Origin of the sequence: Thiohalophilus thiocyanatoxydans (assembly GCF_004366735.1) — a bacterium.
GTDB lineage: Bacteria > Pseudomonadota > Gammaproteobacteria > UBA6429 > Thiohalophilaceae > Thiohalophilus > Thiohalophilus thiocyanatoxydans.
This window is the reverse complement of the sequence record NZ_SOQX01000006.1, coordinates 141,071-161,861: the sequence shown is the minus strand read 5'-3', so window position 1 is coordinate 161,861 and position 20,791 is coordinate 141,071. Positions and strand designations below refer to the sequence as shown.

Genomic DNA, 20,791 nt, shown 5'->3' with positions numbered 1-20,791 from the left:
TCAGTCTAGTTCCCAACCAGTCGCATAATATCATTATAAAATGCCAGCCCCATCAGCATAACCAGAAGAAAAACTCCGATCATGCGCCCGGTCATTTCGGTTTCTGCCGACACCGGACTCCCTTTTATCATTTCCACCACATAAAACATCAAATGACCACCATCAAGAATCGGGATCGGTAACAGATTCAGAATCCCCAGGCTAATGCTGACGATCGCAAGAAAATTGAGAAATCGATTTAAACCTGCACTGGCTGAAAGACCTGCATGTTTGGCTATATTAATCGGACCACTCAGGTTTTTTATGGAAACTTCACCGGTAAACAGTTTACCAAGCATTTTCAGTGTCAGGACTGTCATTGATCCGGTCTGGGCTACTGATTTTGGAATCGCCTCGAAAATTGAATGATCATAATAGACAATCATTTCCTCGGGTATTTCACCGCGCTCAAGAGGCCCTATTCCAATTTGACCAATTTCAGTTCCATCCTGCTCGACGATACGCGGGGTAATGGTCAAGGTGCGGCTTTCGTCACCCCGTGAAATCCTGAACTCTAACGGCTCACCGGAACGTTGCCGGACATATTCAGACATATCCGTAAATTGCGTGATTTTCCGCCCGTCAATTTCCAGAATACGATCCTCTCGTTGCAAACCAGCCTGTTCTGCAGGTGATCCTTCAAGAATCTGCCCCACCAGGGGTTCAACCCGCGGCCGCCACGGTTCAAAACCGAGTAATTCAAACAGATTATCCGGATCCAGTTCACCACGAATTTCATCCAGCGCCAGTTTATGCTCCGAATCAGACCCTGAAGGACTGCGAAGTGTAACGTTAATGGAATCACGATCCACCACGGCAGGCAAAAGTTGATGCATGGCAACTTCCCAGACCGGGGTTGGCTTATCGTTGATGGCGACAATTTCATGTTCCGATTGGAAACCTGCTTTCGCCGCCAGTGAGTTCTCCGTCACATCCCCGATAACCGGCTTCAGAGCATTGGCTCCGATAACAAACATAAGCCAGAAAGCGGCAACAGCAAACAGAAAATTAAATGCCGGGCCGGCGGCAACAATGGCAAAACGTTTCCAGATATGTTGTCGATTGAAGGCACGGTGTTTTTCCTCGTCTTTTACCGTCCCCTCTTTCTCATCCAGCATCTGGACATAACCGCCCAGTGGCAATGCGGAAATCACATATTCGGTACGGTCCTCACCTCGCACAGTGCGCCAGATGGGACGCCCGAAGCCAATCGAAAAACGCAGCACCTTGACGCCGAGTTTTTTTGCAACCCAGAAATGGCCGAATTCGTGTATCGCAATGAGGATACTGATTGCGACCAGGAACGCCAGCGTGAAATAAATAAAATCAAACATTATTCAACTCTGGTACGTGCCTGGTGAATCGATTCCTGCGCATATTCCCGGGCCTGTTCATCATCCACCAGGATCGTATTCAGATCATCCGCTTCGCGGCTGCTCATAACACTCAACACCGATTCCACTACCACAGCAATGTTGGTAAAATCCAGAGCACCATCCAGGAATGCCTGTACGGCAACCTCATTGGCCGCATTCAGAATAGCCGGCGCGGTGCCACCCTGCCGTGCAGCTTGCTCAGCCAGTTGCAGGCAGGGAAAACGCTCATAATCCGGTCGTTCGAAATCCAGCCGGGCCACATCAAACAGGTCAAGCCTGTCGACACCGGAATCCATTCGCTCCGGCCAGGCCATGGCATGGGCAATCGGGGTCCGCATATCCGGCTGACCCAATTGAGCCAGTATCGAACCATCCGTATATTCCACCATAGAATGCACGACGCTTTGAGGATGTACGACAATCTGGATAAAGTCAGGCCTGGCTTCAAACAGCCAACAGGCTTCGATAAGCTCCAGTCCCTTGTTCATCATAGTTGCTGAATCCACAGATATCTTGTGGCCCATATCCCAGTTCGGGTGCGCAACCGCCTGCTCCGGCGTCACTCTGGCAAGTTGACTCAAGGGCGTTTGACGAAACGGCCCGCCCGAACCGGTCAATAAAATCCGTTTGACACCGTACTCAGTAACATTGCCACTCAGCCTGCCGGGAATACATTGAAAGATGGCATTATGCTCACTATCAATGGGTAATAATTCCGCCTGATTTTCCTTGATCGCGTCCATAAATAATCTGCCGGACATCACCAACGCTTCCTTGTTGGCCAGCAGTACTCGTTTGCCGGCCCGTGCTGCCGCCAGTGTCGGCTGCAGGCCGGCGGCGCCGACAATGGCAGCCATAACATAATCGGTACCCGCATCCGATGCCACTTGAATCAGTCCGTCGATACCGGCCAATACCTGCGTCTCCAGCCCATTCTCGGCCAGTTTTTGTTCCAATTGCTCTGCTGCCTGCGGGTCGGCCATGACCGCATATTCAGGCTGATAGTCGCAACATTGCTGAAATAAACGGTCAACCTGGGTATTGGCAGTAAGTGCAAATACAGAGAATTGCTCCGGATGGCGTGCAATAACATCCAGTGTGCTCAATCCGATCGAGCCGGTCGCACCAAGTAGTGTCACCTGTTTCATGTGCTCAGCTCCAGTAAATAGAGACCGCTGGCAAAAACCGGAGCTGCCGCGGTCAGGCTGTCGATGCGGTCGAGAACACCACCATGCCCAGGCAGAATGTGCCCGCTATCCTTCACGCCGACCTGCCTCTTGAACAGGCTTTCTACCAGATCACCCGCTACGGAGAACACGACCACCACCAGGCTGATTGCAATAAACCACAAATAATTTGCAACGACCAGTTCGAACCACCACCCGGCAATTACCGCCAGCAGTAAACAGCCCAACAGAGCGCCGACTACACCTTCCCAGCTTTTACCGGGACTGACGTTATACAGCAACTTGTGCCGGCCAAAGGCACGGCCTGTAAAATACGCGCAGCTATCGGCAACCCAGATCAGAAGTAACAGATACATAACCCATTGCGGGCCCAGGGGATCGCGATGACGTAAAACCAGCAAGGCAACAAAGGGCCCAAGAATAATGCCAATGCCGGCTAACAGTCTGAAGAGGCTGAAATCCGAACGTTTTACTGTATGCTGATAAAAATAGAACAGACCGAGGAGAGCCAGTAACCAGAACGCAGTAATCAGCAGGTAGAGAACATCCAGAATACGATCCTGCAATGTGGCGTAAAAACCTGTTGCGCCCATCAGCGCAAACATCCCCACCACATAAAACAGACGTGGACCCGGTTGCGATAACCCGGCCAGACCACCCAACTCCCAGGCGGCGATCGAAAAAATACCCAGAAGTAAGACAATGAAGCCCGTTTCCGGCAATGCGAAAATCGCCCATATCGTCAGCGGCGCCAGAACCAATCCGGTCAGAACCCGCTGCTTAAGCATGTTTAAGTTTCCCCACCTGCTCACCGGTACGCCCAAAACGACGTTGTCGACCGGCGAACGAGGACAGAGCCTGCTCCAACTGATCGCGATTAAAATCCGGCCACAGAACATCGGTAAAATAGAGTTCGGTATAGGCCAGTTGCCAGATCAAAAAATTACTAATGCGCTGCTCGCCACCGGTGCGAATAAACAAATCGGGTTCCGGCAAGTCATGCATATTGAGTTGTCCGGCAATCCGCTCGGCATCAATTTCCTCCGGCGCCAGCTCACCTTGTTGTACCTGCCGGGCCAGATGTTGAACAGCCTGGGTAATATCCCATTTTCCGCCGTAATTAGCGGCAATATTCAGGATCAGCCGGTTGTTATTGGCGGTGAGTGATTCCGCCTCACGGATGCGTTTACGGATCTTTTCGGGAAAGGCGCTGGTGTCGCCGATGATGCGCAGTTGTACTTCGTTTTTGTGTAATTTTTTGGCTTCGTGCTCCAGCGCGGTCAGAAAGAGTTCCATTAACAAACCGACTTCTTTCTGAGGCCGACGCCAGTTTTCGCTGGAAAAAGCAAACAGCGTCAAAGCCTGTATGCCTTTCTCACCACAACTGCGGACAATCTCGCGTACGGACTCCACCCCTGCACGATGGCCGGCGAAGCGCGGCAAATGGCGTTGTTCTGCCCAGCGACCATTACCATCCATGATAATGGCGATATGACGAGGCAGGCTTACATAGCCATCTCGCTCCTCATTGTTGATATCCTGGGGCATACTGCTCATTGAATAATATAACTCTGGTCATCTGCTCAAATCAGGACCGTTTTAGATCTCCATGAGATCTTTTTCTTTCGCTTCCAGCGCTTCATCGACTTTTGCAATATATTTGTCGGTGAGTTTCTGTATCTCTTCTTCCGCCTTGTGTTCTTCATCTTCAGTGATCTCTTTATCCTTCAAAAGACTTTTGAAATCACTAATGGCATCGCGACGGATATTTCGAATTGCAACCCGGGTATTTTCACCTTCCTGGCGAACGATACGAATCATATCCTTGCGTCGCTCTTCCGTCAGCGCGGGTAACGGTACACGAATGACTTCACCCGAAGTTGCCGGATTGAGCCCCAAATCAGACTCAAGAATGGCTTTTTCGACCTTTTGTACCATGGGTTTTTCCCAGGGCTGAACAGTCAGTGTTCGCGCATCCCCAACAGAGATACTCGCGACCTGGTTAAGGGGAACTTGCGAGCCGTAATACTCCACCATGACATGATCCAGCAGGCTGGTATGAGCCCGACCGGTACGCAGCTTGGTCAGTTCGGTTTTTAATGCTTCGACGCTTTTACCCATGCGGCTTTCAGCATCTTTTTTAATGTCATTAATCATGCAATGATGCTCCCTATTCTACCAGCGTGCCTTCACTTTCACCCATAACCATACGCATCAAGGCGCCGGGTTTGGTCATATTAAATACACGAATCGGGATATTGTTATCCCGACATAAAACAATCGCCGTGGTGTCCATGACCGCCAGTTTCTGTTCGATCACCTGGTCATATCCCAGCTTTTCAAACCGTTTGGCGGACGGATCCTTGACCGGGTCAGAAGAATAGACGCCATCCACCTTGGTTCCCTTGACCACCACATCCGCGCTGATCTCAATGCCTCGCAGACTGGCCGCCGTATCCGTGGTAAAAAACGGATTACCCGTACCGGCCGCAAAAACAACCACCCTGTTTTTTTCCAGATGGCGAATCGCCCTCAAACGGATGTAATCCTCGCATACCGTATGGATAGGCAAGGCCGACATGACCCGCACCTGGAGCTCCTGGCGCTTGATCGCATCCTGCAGCGCCAGGGCATTGATTACGGTCGCCAGCATACCCATATGATCGGCCGTAACCCGGTCCATTCCTTCGGATGCCAGATTGACGCCGCGAAAGATATTACCACCACCGATAACCATGGCCACCTGAACACCAGCCTGGTTGATTTCCTTGACATCCGCCGCGATGCTATTAATCACCGCCGGATCGATGCCGTATTCATGCTCGCCCATCAGGGCTTCGCCGCTCAGTTTGAGCAGTATACGTTTATATATAGGTGTCTTGGCCATATGTTATCGTTGTTGTGTTGATGGTTGCGGGTTAGTTCTTCGCCTGAGCCATAACCTCCTCGGCGAAGTTCTCCTGTTTCTTCTCGATACCTTCGCCGACTTCAAAACGGACAAAGCGATGTACAGTTGCCCCCGCGGATTTGAGCAGCTGCTCCACGGTCTGGTCTGCATCCTTGACGAAAGGCTGCCCCAGAAGAGTAACTTCTTTGAGGAACTTCTTGATGCGCCCTTCAACCATTTTTTCGATAATATCGGCAGGCTTACCACTTTCAGCTGCCTGGGAGGAAAAGATTTCTTTTTCCTTTTGGATTACATCGGCTGGCACATTTTCCTCGGAGACGCAGACCGGGCTGCTGGCGGCGATATGCATGGCCAGATCCTTGCCCAGCTGCTCATCCCCGCCTTCCAGGTCAATCACCACACCGATGCGGCTGCCGTGCATGTAATAGCTTAATGTTCCCTGGGCTTCGATAACTTCGAATCGACGTACAGCCATATTCTCGCCAATTTTGGCAATCAATTCCTTGCGGGTATCTTCGATGCTGGTGCTGTCATTGTCGCTGATCGGCATGGCCATCAGGGCATCCAGATCGGCCGGCTTGTCAGCCAGCACACGATCCGCCACGTTGTTTACCAGGTTCTGAAAATCCTCGCCTTTGGTGACAAAGTCGGTTTCGCAGTTCACTTCCACAATCGCGGCGGTCTTGTTGTCGGGGGTGACCTTGATCGCAACCAGACCTTCGGCGGCAGTGCGGCCGGCCTTCTTGTCGGCTTTGGCCATGCCGGATTTACGCATCTGTTCAACGGCCGCCTCAAGATCGCCGTCAGTTTCAACCAGCGCTTTTTTACATTCCATCATGCCCGCGCCGGTGCGTTCGCGCAGTTCTTTAACCATTGCAGCTGTAATTGCCATGAACCCTGTCCTCTAATCTGTATTCGCTGTTAGATCAAATCTGTTTGTGAAAATCCGAAAAAGGGGGCGTTGCCCCCTTTTTCTTTATTGTTACTCAGGTTGCCAGTAACGTGAGCCTTACTCGGAATCCGCCTCGGCCGAAGCGGCTTCCGGTGTGGCCGCTGGTTCAGCCGTTGCCGGCTCGTCCGTGCCGGATTCGTCATCCTGTTTCTTGACCGCTTTCTTTTTGGCGGCTTTTTTCTTGGCAACTTTTTTCTTGGCTGCGGTTTTCTTCTTGGCGGTTTTCTTCTTGCTGGCCGGGGTCACTTCCCCTTCTTCATCCAGCTCGATGAAATCGTCAGCAGAGCCTTCGCCGATGTGGGCGGTCGTCGCCTTGCCCTCAAGGACTGCGGCCGCGACACCCTGGGTATAAAGAGTGATCGCGCGAATGGCGTCGTCATTCCCCGGAATCACATAATCGACATCGTCCGGGCTGTTGTTGGTATCGACCACACCGATTACCGGAATACCCAGCTTGACCGCCTCGGCGACGGCGATTTTCTCGTGACCGACGTCGATGACGAACATGGCATCGGGCAGGCCGTTCATGTTCTTGATCCCGCCGAGGCTGCGTTCCAGTTTTTCCTGCTCGCGGCTCAGACTGAGTACTTCACGTTTGTTCAGGCCTTCGACCGCACCACTTTCCATCATCGATTCAAGCTCCTTGAGACGCTTGATCGACTGCTTGACGGTCTTGTAGTTGGTCAGCATACCACCGAGCCAGCGGTGGTTCACGTAGGGCATCCCGCAGCGCTCGGCCTCTTCTTTGACCAGTTTCTGGGCGGCGCGTTTGGTGCCGACAAACAGGATGGAACCCTTGTTGGCGGCCAGCGAGCTGACAAAGTTCATCGCCTCATTGTACAGCGGCAGGGACTTTTCCAGATTAATAATGTGGATTTTATTGCGGTCCCCGAAGATATAGGGGGCCATTTTGGGGTTCCAGAATCGGGTCTGGTGACCAAAGTGGACGCCAGCCTCAAGCATCTGGCGCATCGTAACGTCAGCCATTATAGTGTCTCCTTGTATTGGGTTAGGCCTCCATGTACCCCATCTGCCAACCCGCCTTGGCGGGCACCCGGACAGATGTGTCGGTACATGTGTGTCATTTTTGACCGGGGCAAGCCACGGCCGGTTAGGTTTGCTAAACAAGCGCGCGATTTATACCATAAACCGCTGTTTACGACAACGAAACCACCCGGTTTGTGCGCTAAAAAAAGCCCCCACCGCCCCAAACCGGGCGCCATTCACGACTTTTGCGACAGGAGCCACCCCACGCCTGTAGCGTGGAGGAAAATCAATGAGTGTCAGTATAAAAACCCCCGAGCAAATCGAAAAAATGCGGATCGCCGGCCGTCTCGCCGCCGAGGTGCTGGAAATGATCGAACCCCATGTCCAGGCCGGCGTGACCACCGCCGAGCTGGACCGGATCTGTCATGACTACATCGTCAACGAGCAGCAGGCTATCCCGGCGCCCCTCAATTATCACGGTTTCCCCAAATCGGTCTGCACCTCGGTCAATCATGTGGTCTGTCACGGGATTCCGAATGAGAAGCGGCTGAAAAAGGGGGATGTCATCAATATCGATGTCACGGTCATCAAGGACGGCTTCCACGGCGATACCAGCAAGATGTTCTTTGTCGGCGAGCCCTCGATTCAGGCCCGGCGTCTGGCCCAAACCGCGTACGACTGTCTGAAAATCGGCATCGATATGGTCAAACCGGGCTTGCCCCTGCGCGATATTGGGCGCGCCATCCAGCAACACGCCGAAAAGCAGAACTACAGCGTGGTACGCGAATATTGCGGCCACGGCATCGGCGAGAACTTCCACGAGGAGCCGCAGGTACTGCACTACGACGATCCGCGCACCACGCTGGTGCTCGAGACCGGCATGACCTTCACCATCGAGCCGATGATCAATGCCGGCAAGCGCCAGACCAAGGTGCTCAAGGACGCCTGGACCGTGGTCACCAAAGACCATGCCCTCTCCGCCCAGTGGGAACATACCATCCTGGTGACTGAGGACGGCCATGAAGTGCTGACCCGCCGAAACGAGGAAAGTTTTTAACCATGACTGCTTCGCTGGTCCCGGTTGACGCGGACCTGTTCAATACCGAAGCCTTCGATACGGCGCTGCAGGAAACAGATTCTCCCCTGCCCCTGTTCCGCGACGCCCTGCAATCCGCCCATGAAGAGCTGGCACGACGCTTTTACGCCGGTCGTGCCGCCACCGAACTGGTTACCTCCCGGGCCGGGCTGATCGACACCCTCCTGCAACGGGCCTGGACACTCTATTTCGAACCGGGTGATCCCGGTATCGCCCTGCTGGCCGTGGGCGGCTATGGACGCGGCGAATTGCATCCGGCCTCCGACGTGGATCTGATGCTGTTACTGACCGAGGCACCCGAGCCCTATCACACAGCTATTGAGGGGTTTCTCACCTTTCTCTGGGATATGGGTCTGGAAGTGGGCCAGAGCGTGCGCACGCTCGATGAGTGCCAGCAGGAGGCCGCCCGCGACATCACCGTTGCCACCAACCTGCAGGAAGCCCGGCTGTTGATTGGCCCATCAGCATTGTTTGAACAGCAAAAGGCCCTGTGCGGCCCGCAACAGATCTGGCCCAGCCGGGAATTTTTCGAGGCCAAGCTCCGGGAGCAGGAGCAGCGCCATGACAAGTTCAATGATACGGCCTACAACCTCGAACCCAACATCAAGGAAGGCCCCGGCGGTCTACGGGACATTCAGATTATCGGCTGGGTCGCCAAGCGCCATTACAACGCCGGCAGTCTGAGTCAGCTGGTTGACCACGGCTTTCTCACCGTAAACGAATACCGGACCCTGCATGAAGGCCAGGCGTTTCTCTGGCAGGTCCGTTTCGGCCTGCATCTGATTGCCGGACGCCGCGAGGATCGTCTGCTGTTCGATCATCAGCGGGAGCTGGCCCGGCACTTCGGTTATCGCGACAACTTCAAGGGGCTGGCGGTGGAACAGTTCATGAAACAGTACTACCGCACCATCATGGAGCTCAGTCGCCTGAATGAGATGTTGTTGCAGCTGTTCAAGGAAGAGATCCTCCTGGCCGAGGAACAGGCCGAGCCGGTCTCACTCAACCGGCGCTTTCAGGCCCGCAAGGGGTACCTGGAGGTCAAGGAGGAGAATGTCTTCGTTCAGTATCCTTTCGCGCTGCTGGAAATCTTTTTATTGCTGATGCAACACCCGGAACTCAAAGGGGTTCGCGCCAACACCATACGCCTGATTCGAGATCATACTTATTTGATCGACACGGAATTTCGTGCCGATCTGCGCAACCGCTCCCTGTTCATGGAGATCCTCCGTTACGGTCACGGCTTTACCCATGCCCTGCGCCGTATGTACCTGTACGGGGTGCTCGCCGCCTACCTGCCGGTTTTCGGGCGCATCGTCGGGCAGATGCAACACGATCTGTTTCATGTCTATACCGTCGATGAACACACAGTGATGGTCATACGTAATCTGCGTCGTTTCACGGTGCCCGAATACTTCCATGAGTTCCCCCTGTGCAGCGAGATCATGCAACGCATCCCCAAACAGGAGTTGTTACTCCTGGCCGCTCTGTTCCATGACGTGGCCAAGGGCCGGGGCGGAGATCACTCCACCCTCGGCGCGGCGGATGCGCGTGAATTCTGCAAGAACCACGGCCTGAGTAACTATGACACCAAACTGGTGGTCTGGCTGGTAAAAAACCATCTCTTGATGTCTTCCACCGCGCAACGCAAGGACATCAGCGATCCCGACATTGTGCATGAATTTGCCGAACAGGTAGGGGATCTGGTGCATTTGAATTATCTGTATTTGTTGACTGTGGCGGATATTCGCGGCACCAGCGAACACGTATGGAATTCCTGGAAAGACGCCCTGCTCCAGGAACTGTACCATGCCACGGTACGCGCCCTGCGCCGCGGCCTGAAAAATCCGCTGGTGCAATCCGAACTGGTCCGGGAACGGCGCCAGGCGGCGGCCGAACTGCTGGAGTCGGACGATGAACACAATGTGCTGATCAACCAGTTATGGGACAACCTTGGGGATGAATACTTTCTGCGTTATTTCCCCGACGAGATTGTCTGGCACACCCAGGCCATTCTCAATACCGATCTGGAAGATCTGCCGGTGATCCTGTTCCGCGAACAAAGCCGTCGCGGTGGTACCGAGATCTTTATCTACACCCGCGACCATCCCAATCTGTTCGCTCTGATCACCTCGGTACTGAGCCAGGCCGGCATGACCGTCGTCGACGCGCGCATTCTGGCCTCGCGTGACGGCTACACGCTCGACACGTTCCAGTTTCTCGACAGCAGCGGCGAGCCGGTGCGTGACAATCAACGCAACAGTGAGATACGCAACAAGCTCTACCACCTGTTGCGCCACCCCGGCCAGGAAGCGCCGGAAATCACCCGTCGCCTGCCGCGCCAGGCCAAACACTTCAAGATCCCGACCGAGATTCACTTTGAGGACGACAGTGAACGGACCATCATGCAGGTCAAAACCTACGATCGTCCGGGACTCTTATCGAATATCGGCTCGGTCTTTTATACCCATGACATTCAGCTCCATAACGCCAAAATCGCCACCTTCGGCGAACGAGTCGAGGACATTTTTGAAATCACAAGTAGTGACGATCGGCCATTGAATGCCGAACAAAAGGAGACCTTGCGCCTCAGCACGCTCGAAGAGCTGGAAGAATAAACGAGCGCCCGACCAGGCCAGATCAGCCTGGCCGGCCGGCACTACAGGGTGGTTAATTACCGCCGATACTGAACTTGTGACTAACACCAAGAGAGATAACCGTGCGGTTATCCTTGGCAGCATCATCATAATCTATATCACTGTAGAGGGCGTAGAGTTCGGTCTTTTCACCCAGGTCATGGGAAACTCCCGCGGTCATGCCAGTGCCATCATCATCCACATCCCCGTAGGAGAGCTTCAGGGTGTTTTTCGCGGAGACGTTATAGGTACCGGCGACATATAGATAATCCGTGTCAGCCGATGCCTCGGGGTCGACATTTTCCATGCTGGCACCAACACTCCACTGATCCGTTTTATAACCTGCGGTAACACGGGTGGCATCGACCTCGGAACCCACAGTATTGACTTCCAGCAACTGGATACCCGCACTGAACCCGGCCTGGTTATAGCTAACCCCGTAATTGAAGTGATGATCATTGCTCTCCTCGTCATCCATCACCATCACGGCATTGGCCTGAATCCCGTTCATGTCCGGTGTAATATAGGCCACCACATTATCAAACCAGCCGTTGGTGTAATCCGACAGGCCGTAGTTCCTGCCACTTAACTTGTCACCGGCTGCGGTATCATAGTACGGATCGATCTTGAGCCCGGCCATTTTGTAGGGCGAGGAAAGCGTGCCGTATAACACCTTGCCGAAGTTCCCGGCCAGGCCGGCAAAGGCGAAGCGTTTGGTAAACATATCCTTGTTATCATCGCCATCCGTGTTAACGCCCCCTTCGATGTGGTACAGGGCCTTCAGCCCGCCATCGAGCTCATACCCGCCTTTAAAACCAACCCGTGAGGCATTGCTGTCCTGGCTGTCACTGGAGGTTCCGGAACTGTCGTCAATACTGTTCACTGACAGACGAACATCACCATATACCTCGTTGGCGGCAGCCGGTGCCGAACCCAGTACCGCAGCTACTGCCGCCGCGGCAGTCATTAATTTGAATTCTTGTTTCATACTCGCTCCCACAATGTTGTTATCGAAGTTTCATTCACATCTGTCTCGACGAGACAGACCGAAACAACTGGAGCAAGAGTTATGCCACACCTGATTTATTCCCGGACCACTTCGAAAAAAAAACAATTTTTCCTTCCAGATTAAGCAGATAGATACTGGTAAACGATTCCACCTGCATAATAGAGCTCGCCTCTGCCCGGGCATTCCGACCTGACAGAACTGCCAGATTGACAGGTCCGTCATGACATGCAGGCAATCAACATGAATTCAGGCGGGCCACATCTCGGATCACTTTGGCATTAATCGGCACTACCGCGACTGCCCGGATCGTCGTTATGCGAACGTAGCCATCGAATTCACAGATAAGGGATACACAGTATATTCCGGCAGGCGCGGCAACGACGTGGTTTTATTGGCATTGGGAATGCCGGTTCAGGAACAATCCTGTTTAGTTGTCCCATAAGACTGTCTGAAATGATCCATAACAATTAACATATAAGAAAACATTAATAAATAGTACTGATACAAATGCATACCTCTTTGATATGATTACTCTATAATCTGGCCCGTCAGTGTAATTGGGAGAGAGAGATGGATCAGAAGCATTTTGAATCCACGTTGCTGCCCTCCTGTCAGCAAATGATTGATATGTATCACGAACCCTTTGTCATTATAGGACGTGATTATCGTATTCAGGCGGCAAACCGGCATTACCTCGAACATTACCGTACGACCCGGGACAAGGTGGTTGGCAGCTTTTGCTATAAAATATCGCATCATTGTGATGTACCCTGCCAACAGCACGGAGAGCACTGCCCTCTGGATACGGTCTTCCAGTCAAGTAAGCCGACGCATGTCATACACACACATTATGATTGCGACGGTAATGAGGAACTTGTCCAGCTTGAGGCCATGCCGATCTTTGATGAGCAGGGAAACATCATGTCGATGGGCGAGTCCATCAACAGACTGTCGAGTGTCGAGGAAACCGGCCGCCAACTGCTGGGACGATCGCCGGTTATGCTCAGACTGACCGAAATCCTGCAACGCGTTGCACCAACCCAGACTACGGTACTCTTGCAGGGAGAAAGCGGGGTCGGGAAAGAGTGTGTTGCAGAATATATCCACCGCCAATCCAGTCGGGCCAATGGTCCCCTGGTGGTTGTTGACAGCACGACCCTGGGCGAAAGCCTGGTCGAGAGTCAACTTTTTGGCCATGAACGTGGTGCCTTCACCGGTGCCGACAAACGCAAGCAGGGGCTGATCGAATCCGCACAAGGCGGCACACTGTTTATTGATGAAATTGGCGAGTTGTCCGCAAGCCTCCAGACCAAACTGTTACGCCTGCTGGAAACCAGCCAGATACGACGCCTCGGCGCCACGGAATTTACCGATATCGATATTCGGATCATTGCCGCAACGCATCGTGATCTGCGTGAAATGGTCCGCCAAAATCAGTTCCGGGAGGATCTTTACTTCAGACTGACTGCATTTCCGATTTATATCCCGCCACTTCGCGAACGCAAGGAAGATATAAACGGACTGGTCGAATATTTTCTGTCCATGATACCCGGCGGGGAACGCAAGCTTCCTCTTGTACCGGAGGTCCAGACTCTTCTTATGCAGCACGATTATCCCGGCAATGTCAGGGAGCTGCGTAATATTATCGAAAGAGCCTCGATACTCGCGCATGAGCACCCCCTCCAGCCCGAACATTTCTCGTTTCTGGACGAGCCATTATCCACTGCGCCGCACAACGCTGTTGTCGATGATGAGAACCTATCACGCGACCCCTTATTGAACCGGCGAAATATTACCGTGAACAAACAGGAAATACTGGCTATCCTGGAAAAACATCGCGGCCATCGTGTCAAGGCCGCGCAAGAGCTTGGCATCAGCGAACGAACGCTTTACCGGCACTTACGTCAGATAAAAAACGGCGATCAGAATACCCTGTAATAAAAAAGAACGCGAGACCGGGAGAAAAGTCTCGCGTTAATACAGCTCTCGAGGAGGAGTTAATTGTCAGGTTGTAAAGTATTATAAGTTTCTTTTTCCTGACTGTCGGTTACCTGGCTGTTGTCAGCCCCAGCATTGACCAGCCCTGCATACCATCGCGATACCATTTGATTTTATGCGCCGGATAACCCATTTTCAGTAATTGCTTGATGTTGGCGGGTGATTGACCGCACCACATACCATTACAAAACATGACCAGCGTTTTGACATTACTGAAATCCCAGATGCCTGATTCGATCTGCTTGGCACCAAACTGGTTGGTCATGATGTCACTCATGGTCAACGGATCAGCCCCTTTTGCCGGATTCAGTTTTGTCCAGGGAATGTTAACTGATCCGGGAATTGTACCTTTCTCAACCCAGCCCGGCGTCCGCGAATCGACGACAAGAATTGAATCGTCACCCTCATTATGCAATCGATCCAGATAATCGAGCATTTCAACTTCCCCAATAGTCTCCACGCCAGGAGCCAGTGTCGACGGTTGGATACAGAATGGCGGACACTTGCGTGAAGTCTTGGAAAAATTCTTGTCCACAACCGCCTTTTGATCCTGATCACGGCGTATAACCATCTTCTTGCCATGATGTTTGACCGGCACCTCACCGAGTTCCGGGGTGATTTTTACCGCCAGTTTGTCATTCGCCGCGCACGCAACGGATGAAAAACCAATCGTCGCGGCCAGCAGCAGATTACTTATTAGTTTTGCTTTTTTCATAATGCCTCTTCTCCTCACTATGTGATTATTCTGATTGCCGAACATCTAGCAATCATCTTCCAGGTCGGATAATTCTTCGTTGACCTCTGTCGAATCGTTCTGTTGTGTTTCAGTTTGCGTATTGGCATTTTCCTGTCGCTCGTTCTCTTCCACGGGTGCCGATCCACAACCCCACAAGCCCAGTACCAGCAACAGGGGCGTTAACAACTTCAGTCGCATTCATCTCTCCTCGAGTTAGACACTTACAACTGAGTAGCAAGTCGCATGCCATGTTCCAGGCCGTTGATTTTCAACACATATCTGATGTCTGACACTGTCACTTCCTGCTATTTCTGACAGCCGGTCATGACATGTCTGACAGCGGGTGCTGACCTGGCGGATGATCCGCCAGGCGAAACAGCGACTGATCGGGGTCGGTTGCATAAACAAATATTCCTGCCCAGCAGCGTGCATCACCCGCGAAAATCCATATATACTATCCAGCATTAGAAAACCGGTTTCCCTGATGAAAAATCTGAACAATGCGTGATTCCATTTCTGATCGGCCCGCCTCGACGGCGGCACTTTTGCGGACCTGGCTTAAATTCTTTTTGCTCCTGGCTCTGATGACCTGGCTGCTGCGTCTGATCAGTGGCGCGGTGATGGTGCCCGACGCGCTGTGGCCGCGGGCCTGGTGGTGGGGACTGCGTTTCGATCTGGCTATTGCCGCTTTTCTGGCCGGTCTGACGGTTATCGGCCTCTGGCTTGTCAGTCGCTCTCCGCTGCCCGTGCCACGCCGTGGCTGGCTGGCACCTGCCGGGGTAGTACTGTTGGCCGCCCACCTGGGTGACTGGCTCTACTGGCAGGAAACCGGCCGACATATCGGCTACGAAGCCGCCGAACTGTTCAATTCACTCGACAGTCTTTTAAATATGCTGGTCGAACACTGGCCCTGGATCATCGGCCTGTTAATTGCCACCGCCCTGTTTTTCACAGTGCGCTGGGTCGAAGTCGACAAAAAACCGGGGCAGCGGCTGAGACCGGAGCTGAGTCTGCTGGGCGTCCTCCTCCTGAGTGTCCTGTTTGTGCGCAGTAATGCCAGCGGTATCCCCCAGGGGCCGCACGATGCCATGCGCATGGCCGATGCCAGCGAAACCGCGGCCGCTTTAAACGGCGCCTACTCCGCCCTGCACGGCCTGCAAAACACACACGGCGAACTGCGTCGGCAACCACTGGACTGGATCACCGCCCGGGAAGCCGAAAGCAATCTCCAGGCCCTCTATCCAATACCACGTGCGATACCGGAACAGGTCCAGGTGCGCCCGATCAATCTCTTCCTGGTCTTTCTGGAAAGCTGGTCAACCCGGCATATGCAACCGCTGGAGGATGGCACACCGGTCACACCGAATTTTGATGCGCTTGCCGCCCGCGCGTTTGCCGATCGCGACATGATTGCCGGCGGCATGCGCACCACCGAGGGCATGTTCGCCGTCCTTTGCAGCTATCAAAACCCGCTGGGCCAGACTCTGGCGCGCACGCCGCAAGCCCTGTTCGACTATGACTGCCTGCCGCGCCGCCTGGCCGACGCGGGCTGGTCCACTGCCTACTTTCAGGGATCACATGAAAACACCAGCGGGGTTGGTGCCTATGCCCAGTCAATGGGCTATGCCCTCAGCGAAGGCAAACAGGCCATCTCCCGGCGGGACTATCCGGAGAATAACTGGGGCGTCTATGATCACGATCTTTATCAACATGTCCTGCGTGCACTCTCCGAGATGCCTGAGCCGGTGCATATCGGCATCAACACCAATACCACCCATGACATCCAGCTACGCGAGGATTTTGCTCCGCTGGTGGCGCCCGATTCACGACTGAATATCGAACGCAATGTCCTGCATCTGGCCGACCATGAACTGGGCGAATTTGTCAGCGCACTGGAAAAGCGTGACTGGCACTATCCGTGGATGCTGGTGCTGGTCGCCGATCACACCGCCCGGGTCCGCCGCACCGGTGTCGAGCGCCATCAGGTACCGTTTGCGATCTACGCGCCCGATCTGGTGGAACCGGGCACGCCCGAACGCATTGCCCATCACCGGGATATTGCACCCACCATCGCGGAAATCCTGGATATGCCCATGCCCTACACTCTGGGTTATTCACTGTTCGACGAATCGGCACCGCAAATCGCCGAGTATTATCACAACGGGACACTGGGCTGGTTTGTGGGTGACGACCAGGTCATTGAAATTCCGCTCGCCAGGCCGGAACAGGCCCGCTGTCACAACTGGCGCCGCAATCCGGAGCTGGATAATCCGCAACCCTGCCGCAACGGGAGCGATGATCAGATACGGCGTGCTTACAGTCTGACAAAGTCGGCTCAGGAACATTTGTTCGACAATCAAGCCCTGAGCCTGGTGCCCGTCGAGCAGCCCGCAGAACATCGCTTTACTGCTCGATAAACTCCAGGGCATTAGCATCGGGATCGCGGCAAAACAAGGCGCGGCGCCCCGAACGACTGAGCGTAAAATCGATGCCGTGCTGTTCCAGGCTGGCAATCAGGGTATCCAGCGACTGCACACGAACAGCCAGATGCCGATCACGGCCGCCGTGGGTCGGCCGACCCACCACCGGATCGGGATTGGGTAACTCCAGTAAATGCAGTTGCCGATCACCCAGTTGCAGCCAGGCGCCGGGATAACCGAGATCCGGCCGCGTCTCATCCACCATCAGCCCGAGTACCTGTTGATAGAACGCCAACGCCTGTCGGGTATCACTGACGAGAAGGCTGACATGATCGAGTGCCGTAATATTACTCATACCCTCCACTCCTCCTCGGGATGCTGTAATTGCCGGCGTGCGGACAACCAGGCGGCAATAATAATCAACGCTCCGCCAATCCACTCTTTGGGCAGAATCACTTCCTCGGTCAGCCACTGCGAGGAGACCGCGCCGGCCACCAGTTCAAACAGTAAAATGACCGACGAACGATGCACCGGCATATGGGTCACACCGTAGACCACACTGAAGGTCATGATCACCATTAACAAGGCACCGACCAGCCAGGCATAGCCTGCCACGGAAAATGACACATCCGGCAGGCCGGTACCACTGAACAGAATCAACAGTCCGGAGACCACGATCGCACCGACCCAGGCCACGGATGTCTTGACCGGTATGGATATCCGATCGGTAAACCGCACCAGGGAATTGAGAATGGCAAACATGATCCCCGCTGACAGGGCCAGCCAGTCGGCGGTATCATGCGGCCAGGGATAGCCCATGCCGGGATGCCACAGCATAACCACCGCACCGCCGATCGCTATCACCAGGACCAAAATCGAAAGCGTGTGCAATTCTTCTTTTAAAAATAACCAGCCTATCAGGGTGGCCCACAGGGGTGAGAGATAAAACAGCAACAACACCCGCATCACCTCGCCTTCCAGCATGGCCAGAATGAACGCGGTGTTGCACCAGCCACTGGCCAGTGCCATAAACAACAACGCCCAGGGCGCCTGCCCAATCTCCGTTTTCAGATTGGGCGCCTGACGCCAGACGAGGATTATCACGACCCACAACGTACCGGTATAGATAAAGAAGGTCTGCCACAACCCCGTCAGCCCCAGCTGTTCGAGCCAGCGTAGCGGAAACCAGAACACGCCCCACAATGTGGCCGCCAGTAACAGACTGAAAACCGGCGCGGTCGCCTGCCATTTGGCCGCCCCGCCCGAATCCCCTATACTACGCATCTTTTCCCCATTGGCCCGGGTCCGCCCCGTTTAGCGCAGCGTACAGTATGAATCCGGAACTCGACAAATTACACCCCTATCCTTTTGAAAAGCTGGCCCGGCTCAAAGACGGTGTCACCCCGCCCGGGTCACTGGCGCATATCGCCTTGTCGATCGGTGAACCCAAACATGATTCCCCGGCGTTCGTCTTTGATGTAATTCGCGACAGCCTGGCGACCCTGGCCAGTTATCCACTGACCCGCGGCAGTCCCGCCCTGCGCGAGGCGATTGTCGAGTGGCTGAACCGTCGTTTTCAACTGCCCGCCGATCTGCTCGACAGCGAACACCATGTCCTGCCGGTCAACGGCACCCGTGAGGCACTGTTCGCCTTTGCCCAGGCGGTGGTGGAGCGTGGCCGTGATCCGCTGGTTTTGATGCCCAACCCCTTTTACCAGATTTACGAAGGCGCGGCCCTGCTGGCCGGCGCCGAACCCGGCTATCTCAACTGCGAGGCGGACAACGGATTCATTCCCGATTTCGACGCGGTCAGCGAACAAACCTGGGCCCGCTGCCAGCTTCTTTATCTCTGTTCCCCCGGCAACCCGACCGGGGCAGTGCTGGATCAGGCCACGTTGATCAAACTGATGGAACTGGCCGAACGGCATGATTTTGTTATCGCCGCCGACGAGTGTTATTCGGAAATCTATTTTGACGAGACACAACCGCCGGTCGGCTTGTTACAGGCCGCCGCGGCAGCCGGTAATGATCAGTTCAAACAGTGCGTGGTGTTTCACAGCCTCTCCAAACGCTCCAACCTGCCCGGCCTGCGCTCGGGTTTTGTCGCCGGTGATGCCGAAATTATCGCCGCGTTTCACCGTTATCGAACTTATCACGGCTGTGCCATGCCCCCCCATCATCAAATCGCCAGCGTGGCCGCCTGGTCCGATGAGCAGCATGTCAGGGAGAATCGCCAGTTGTATCGGCGCAAATTCGATGCAGTGCTGGCGATTCTGCAACCGGTGATGTCGGTCAGCCGACCCGAGGCCGGCTTTTATCTGTGGCCCCGGACACCCCTTGAGGATACCGGGTTTGCCCGGCGCCTCTACGGCGAACAGAATGTCACCGTGCTGCCCGGTCAATACCTGTCGCGTAACAGCCGCCAGACCAACCCCGGCCGCAACCGGGTACGCATGGCGCTGGTGGCGGATCTCGAAGAGTGCGTCGAGGCGGCCGGGCGCATAAAAAATCTCATCGACAGCCTGTGAACAGCTGCGTCAGCCGGTGCGGCCCGGTATAATTGCCCCTCGTTGCGGCCCGGCGGCCCGCCAACCGAATCATCAATGCGGAGAAACCCATGAGTGACATTATCAATATCATCGACAACGCCTTTGAAAATCGCGCCGAGATCACCCCGCGCAGCGTGGACACCATCGTCAAGGAAGCGGTCACCGAAGCCATTGCCATGCTCGACAAGGGTGAAGCCCGGGTTGCCGAACAAAAAGAGGGGCAATGGGTTGTCAACGAATGGTTGAAAAAAGCCGTGCTGCTCTCCTTCCGCATCCATGACAACGAATTCATGAAAGGCGGCTTTACCAATTATTACGACAAAGTTCCCGCCAAATACAACGAATACAACTCACGCGATTTTCGCGCCGACGGCGTGCGCGTCGTACCGCCGGCCACTGTGCGCAAAGGCGCCTATATCGCGCCGAGCGTGGTTTTGATGCCCTCCTATGTCAACATCGGTGCCTATGTCGACTCCGGCACCATGGTCGATACCTGGGCCACCGTCGGCTCCTGCGCCCAGATCGGCAAGAACGTCCATCTGTCCGGCGGCGTCGGCATCGGCGGCGTACTCGAGCCGTTGCAGGCGGCACCGACCATCATCGAGGACAACTGCTTTATCGGTGCCCGCTCCGAGGTGGTCGAAGGGGTGATCATCGAAGAGGGCTCGGTCATCTCCATGGGGGTCTATCTCGGTCAGAGCACCCGCATTTACAACCGCGAAACCGACGAGATCACCTTCGGCCGGATTCCCGCCGGCTCGGTGGTGGTCTCCGGCAACCTGCCCTCCAAAGACGGCAAGTACAGTCTTTACTGCGCGGTGATCGTCAAACAGGTGGATGAAAAGACCCGCGGCAAGGTCGGCATCAACGAACTGCTGCGCGATATCTGATCGCCACCACA

Annotated in this window: 19 protein-coding genes; 6 read left to right on the top strand and 13 right to left on the bottom strand. The window is 54.5% G+C overall.

From position 1 onward, the window contains the following. Positions 1-5: 5 nt before the first annotated feature. The 8 genes from rseP to rpsB all read right to left on the bottom strand — a co-directional run bounded on the left by rseP (position 6) and on the right by rpsB (position 7,449). On the bottom strand, positions 6-1,373 hold the full coding sequence (gene rseP / locus EDC23_RS11295; protein WP_134084605.1) for an RIP metalloprotease RseP: 1,368 nt from the start codon (positions 1,371-1,373) through the stop codon (positions 6-8). Next, complete coding sequence (gene ispC, locus EDC23_RS11290; protein ID WP_134084603.1) at positions 1,373-2,563, bottom strand: 1-deoxy-D-xylulose-5-phosphate reductoisomerase; 1,191 nt, start codon at positions 2,561-2,563, stop codon at positions 1,373-1,375. Before ispC ends, rseP begins: the two co-directional genes overlap by 1 nt. After that, positions 2,560-3,390, bottom strand: coding sequence for a phosphatidate cytidylyltransferase (locus EDC23_RS11285; protein ID WP_166668847.1), 831 nt, complete (start codon positions 3,388-3,390; stop codon positions 2,560-2,562). Before EDC23_RS11285 ends, ispC begins: the two co-directional genes overlap by 4 nt. Beyond that, positions 3,383-4,159, bottom strand: coding sequence for an isoprenyl transferase (locus EDC23_RS11280; protein ID WP_134084599.1), 777 nt, complete (start codon positions 4,157-4,159; stop codon positions 3,383-3,385). The genes EDC23_RS11285 and EDC23_RS11280 overlap by 8 nt, the downstream gene beginning before the upstream one ends. A gap of 42 nt (positions 4,160-4,201) precedes the next feature. Beyond that, positions 4,202-4,759 (bottom strand): ribosome recycling factor, encoded by a 558-nt coding sequence (frr, locus tag EDC23_RS11275; protein ID WP_134084597.1) that lies wholly within the window; start codon positions 4,757-4,759, stop codon positions 4,202-4,204. A gap of 13 nt (positions 4,760-4,772) precedes the next feature. Beyond that, positions 4,773-5,489, bottom strand: a complete 717-nt coding sequence (gene pyrH, locus EDC23_RS11270; RefSeq protein WP_134084595.1) for a UMP kinase — start codon at positions 5,487-5,489, stop codon at positions 4,773-4,775. A gap of 31 nt (positions 5,490-5,520) precedes the next feature. Continuing rightward, positions 5,521-6,402, bottom strand: coding sequence for a translation elongation factor Ts (tsf, locus tag EDC23_RS11265; protein ID WP_134084593.1), 882 nt, complete (start codon positions 6,400-6,402; stop codon positions 5,521-5,523). Between the two features lie 117 nt (positions 6,403-6,519). Further along, positions 6,520-7,449, bottom strand: a complete 930-nt coding sequence (gene rpsB, locus EDC23_RS11260; protein WP_134084591.1) for a 30S ribosomal protein S2 — start codon at positions 7,447-7,449, stop codon at positions 6,520-6,522. Between the two features lie 289 nt (positions 7,450-7,738). On the opposite strand from rpsB, the gene map reads away from it, so the two are divergent. Further along, positions 7,739-8,506: a type I methionyl aminopeptidase gene (gene map / locus EDC23_RS11255; RefSeq protein WP_134084589.1), complete on the top strand. Its 768-nt coding sequence runs from the start codon at positions 7,739-7,741 to the stop codon at positions 8,504-8,506. Positions 8,507-8,508: 2 nt separating this feature from the next. After that, the gene (gene glnD / locus EDC23_RS11250) at positions 8,509-11,160 is read left to right on the top strand and encodes a [protein-PII] uridylyltransferase (RefSeq protein WP_134084587.1); all 2,652 of its coding nucleotides are present in this window, start codon (positions 8,509-8,511) and stop codon (positions 11,158-11,160) included. A 52-nt stretch (positions 11,161-11,212) separates the two neighbouring features. Here glnD and EDC23_RS11245 read toward each other — a convergent pair whose 3' ends face one another. Then, positions 11,213-12,166 carry a porin gene (locus EDC23_RS11245; RefSeq protein WP_134084585.1) on the bottom strand — a complete coding sequence of 318 codons (954 nt, stop codon included), beginning with the start codon at positions 12,164-12,166 and terminating at the stop codon, positions 11,213-11,215. 591 nt (positions 12,167-12,757) lie between these two features. On the opposite strand from EDC23_RS11245, the gene EDC23_RS11240 reads away from it, so the two are divergent. Then, a complete protein-coding gene (locus EDC23_RS11240) occupies positions 12,758-14,125 on the top strand; it encodes a sigma-54 interaction domain-containing protein (protein ID WP_134084583.1) in 1,368 nt (455 codons plus the stop codon). 109 nt (positions 14,126-14,234) lie between these two features. Here EDC23_RS11240 and EDC23_RS11235 read toward each other — a convergent pair whose 3' ends face one another. Both EDC23_RS11235 and EDC23_RS14155 read right to left on the bottom strand, forming a co-directional pair. Next, positions 14,235-14,900 (bottom strand): rhodanese-like domain-containing protein, encoded by a 666-nt coding sequence (locus EDC23_RS11235; RefSeq protein ID WP_134084581.1) that lies wholly within the window; start codon positions 14,898-14,900, stop codon positions 14,235-14,237. Between the two features lie 45 nt (positions 14,901-14,945). After that, complete coding sequence (locus EDC23_RS14155) at positions 14,946-15,119, bottom strand: hypothetical protein (protein WP_166668846.1); 174 nt, start codon at positions 15,117-15,119, stop codon at positions 14,946-14,948. A gap of 302 nt (positions 15,120-15,421) precedes the next feature. On the opposite strand from EDC23_RS14155, the gene EDC23_RS11230 reads away from it, so the two are divergent. Next, entirely contained in the window at positions 15,422-17,338 is a 1,917-nt protein-coding gene (locus EDC23_RS11230; protein ID WP_134084579.1) for an LTA synthase family protein, read from the top strand. Here the strand turns inward: EDC23_RS11230 and EDC23_RS11225 are convergent. Both EDC23_RS11225 and EDC23_RS11220 read right to left on the bottom strand, forming a co-directional pair. Then, positions 17,325-17,696: a VOC family protein gene (locus tag EDC23_RS11225; RefSeq protein ID WP_134084577.1), complete on the bottom strand. Its 372-nt coding sequence runs from the start codon at positions 17,694-17,696 to the stop codon at positions 17,325-17,327. The two genes, EDC23_RS11230 and EDC23_RS11225, sit on opposite strands and share 14 nt — an antisense overlap. After that, positions 17,693-18,625, bottom strand: a complete 933-nt coding sequence (locus EDC23_RS11220; protein WP_134084575.1) for a DMT family transporter — start codon at positions 18,623-18,625, stop codon at positions 17,693-17,695. Before EDC23_RS11220 ends, EDC23_RS11225 begins: the two co-directional genes overlap by 4 nt. A 47-nt stretch (positions 18,626-18,672) precedes the next feature. Between EDC23_RS11220 and dapC the strand changes: the two genes are divergently transcribed. Next, positions 18,673-19,869, top strand: a complete 1,197-nt coding sequence (dapC, locus tag EDC23_RS11215) for a succinyldiaminopimelate transaminase (protein ID WP_134084573.1) — start codon at positions 18,673-18,675, stop codon at positions 19,867-19,869. Positions 19,870-19,958: 89 nt separating this feature from the next. Next, positions 19,959-20,780, top strand: coding sequence for a 2,3,4,5-tetrahydropyridine-2,6-dicarboxylate N-succinyltransferase (gene dapD / locus EDC23_RS11210; RefSeq protein ID WP_134084571.1), 822 nt, complete (start codon positions 19,959-19,961; stop codon positions 20,778-20,780). The last annotated feature ends 11 nt before the right edge of the window (positions 20,781-20,791 follow it).

Coding starts and splice junctions, on each gene's coding strand:
- rseP (WP_134084605.1), bottom strand. CDS start 1,373: ATGTTTGATTTTATTTATTTCACGCTGGCGTTCCTGGTCGCAATCAGT.
- ispC (WP_134084603.1), bottom strand. CDS start 2,563: ATGAAACAGGTGACACTACTTGGTGCGACCGGCTCGATCGGATTGAGC.
- EDC23_RS11285 (WP_166668847.1), bottom strand. CDS start 3,390: ATGCTTAAGCAGCGGGTTCTGACCGGATTGGTTCTGGCGCCGCTGACG.
- EDC23_RS11280 (WP_134084599.1), bottom strand. CDS start 4,159: ATGAGCAGTATGCCCCAGGATATCAACAATGAGGAGCGAGATGGCTAT.
- frr (WP_134084597.1), bottom strand. CDS start 4,759: ATGATTAATGACATTAAAAAAGATGCTGAAAGCCGCATGGGTAAAAGC.
- pyrH (WP_134084595.1), bottom strand. CDS start 5,489: ATGGCCAAGACACCTATATATAAACGTATACTGCTCAAACTGAGCGGC.
- tsf (WP_134084593.1), bottom strand. CDS start 6,402: ATGGCAATTACAGCTGCAATGGTTAAAGAACTGCGCGAACGCACCGGC.
- rpsB (WP_134084591.1), bottom strand. CDS start 7,449: ATGGCTGACGTTACGATGCGCCAGATGCTTGAGGCTGGCGTCCACTTT.
- map (WP_134084589.1), top strand. CDS start 7,739: ATGAGTGTCAGTATAAAAACCCCCGAGCAAATCGAAAAAATGCGGATC.
- glnD (WP_134084587.1), top strand. CDS start 8,509: ATGACTGCTTCGCTGGTCCCGGTTGACGCGGACCTGTTCAATACCGAA.
- EDC23_RS11245 (WP_134084585.1), bottom strand. CDS start 12,166: ATGAAACAAGAATTCAAATTAATGACTGCCGCGGCGGCAGTAGCTGCG.
- EDC23_RS11240 (WP_134084583.1), top strand. CDS start 12,758: ATGGATCAGAAGCATTTTGAATCCACGTTGCTGCCCTCCTGTCAGCAA.
- EDC23_RS11235 (WP_134084581.1), bottom strand. CDS start 14,900: ATGAAAAAAGCAAAACTAATAAGTAATCTGCTGCTGGCCGCGACGATT.
- EDC23_RS14155 (WP_166668846.1), bottom strand. CDS start 15,119: ATGCGACTGAAGTTGTTAACGCCCCTGTTGCTGGTACTGGGCTTGTGG.
- EDC23_RS11230 (WP_134084579.1), top strand. CDS start 15,422: ATGCGTGATTCCATTTCTGATCGGCCCGCCTCGACGGCGGCACTTTTG.
- EDC23_RS11225 (WP_134084577.1), bottom strand. CDS start 17,696: ATGAGTAATATTACGGCACTCGATCATGTCAGCCTTCTCGTCAGTGAT.
- EDC23_RS11220 (WP_134084575.1), bottom strand. CDS start 18,625: ATGCGTAGTATAGGGGATTCGGGCGGGGCGGCCAAATGGCAGGCGACC.
- dapC (WP_134084573.1), top strand. CDS start 18,673: ATGAATCCGGAACTCGACAAATTACACCCCTATCCTTTTGAAAAGCTG.
- dapD (WP_134084571.1), top strand. CDS start 19,959: ATGAGTGACATTATCAATATCATCGACAACGCCTTTGAAAATCGCGCC.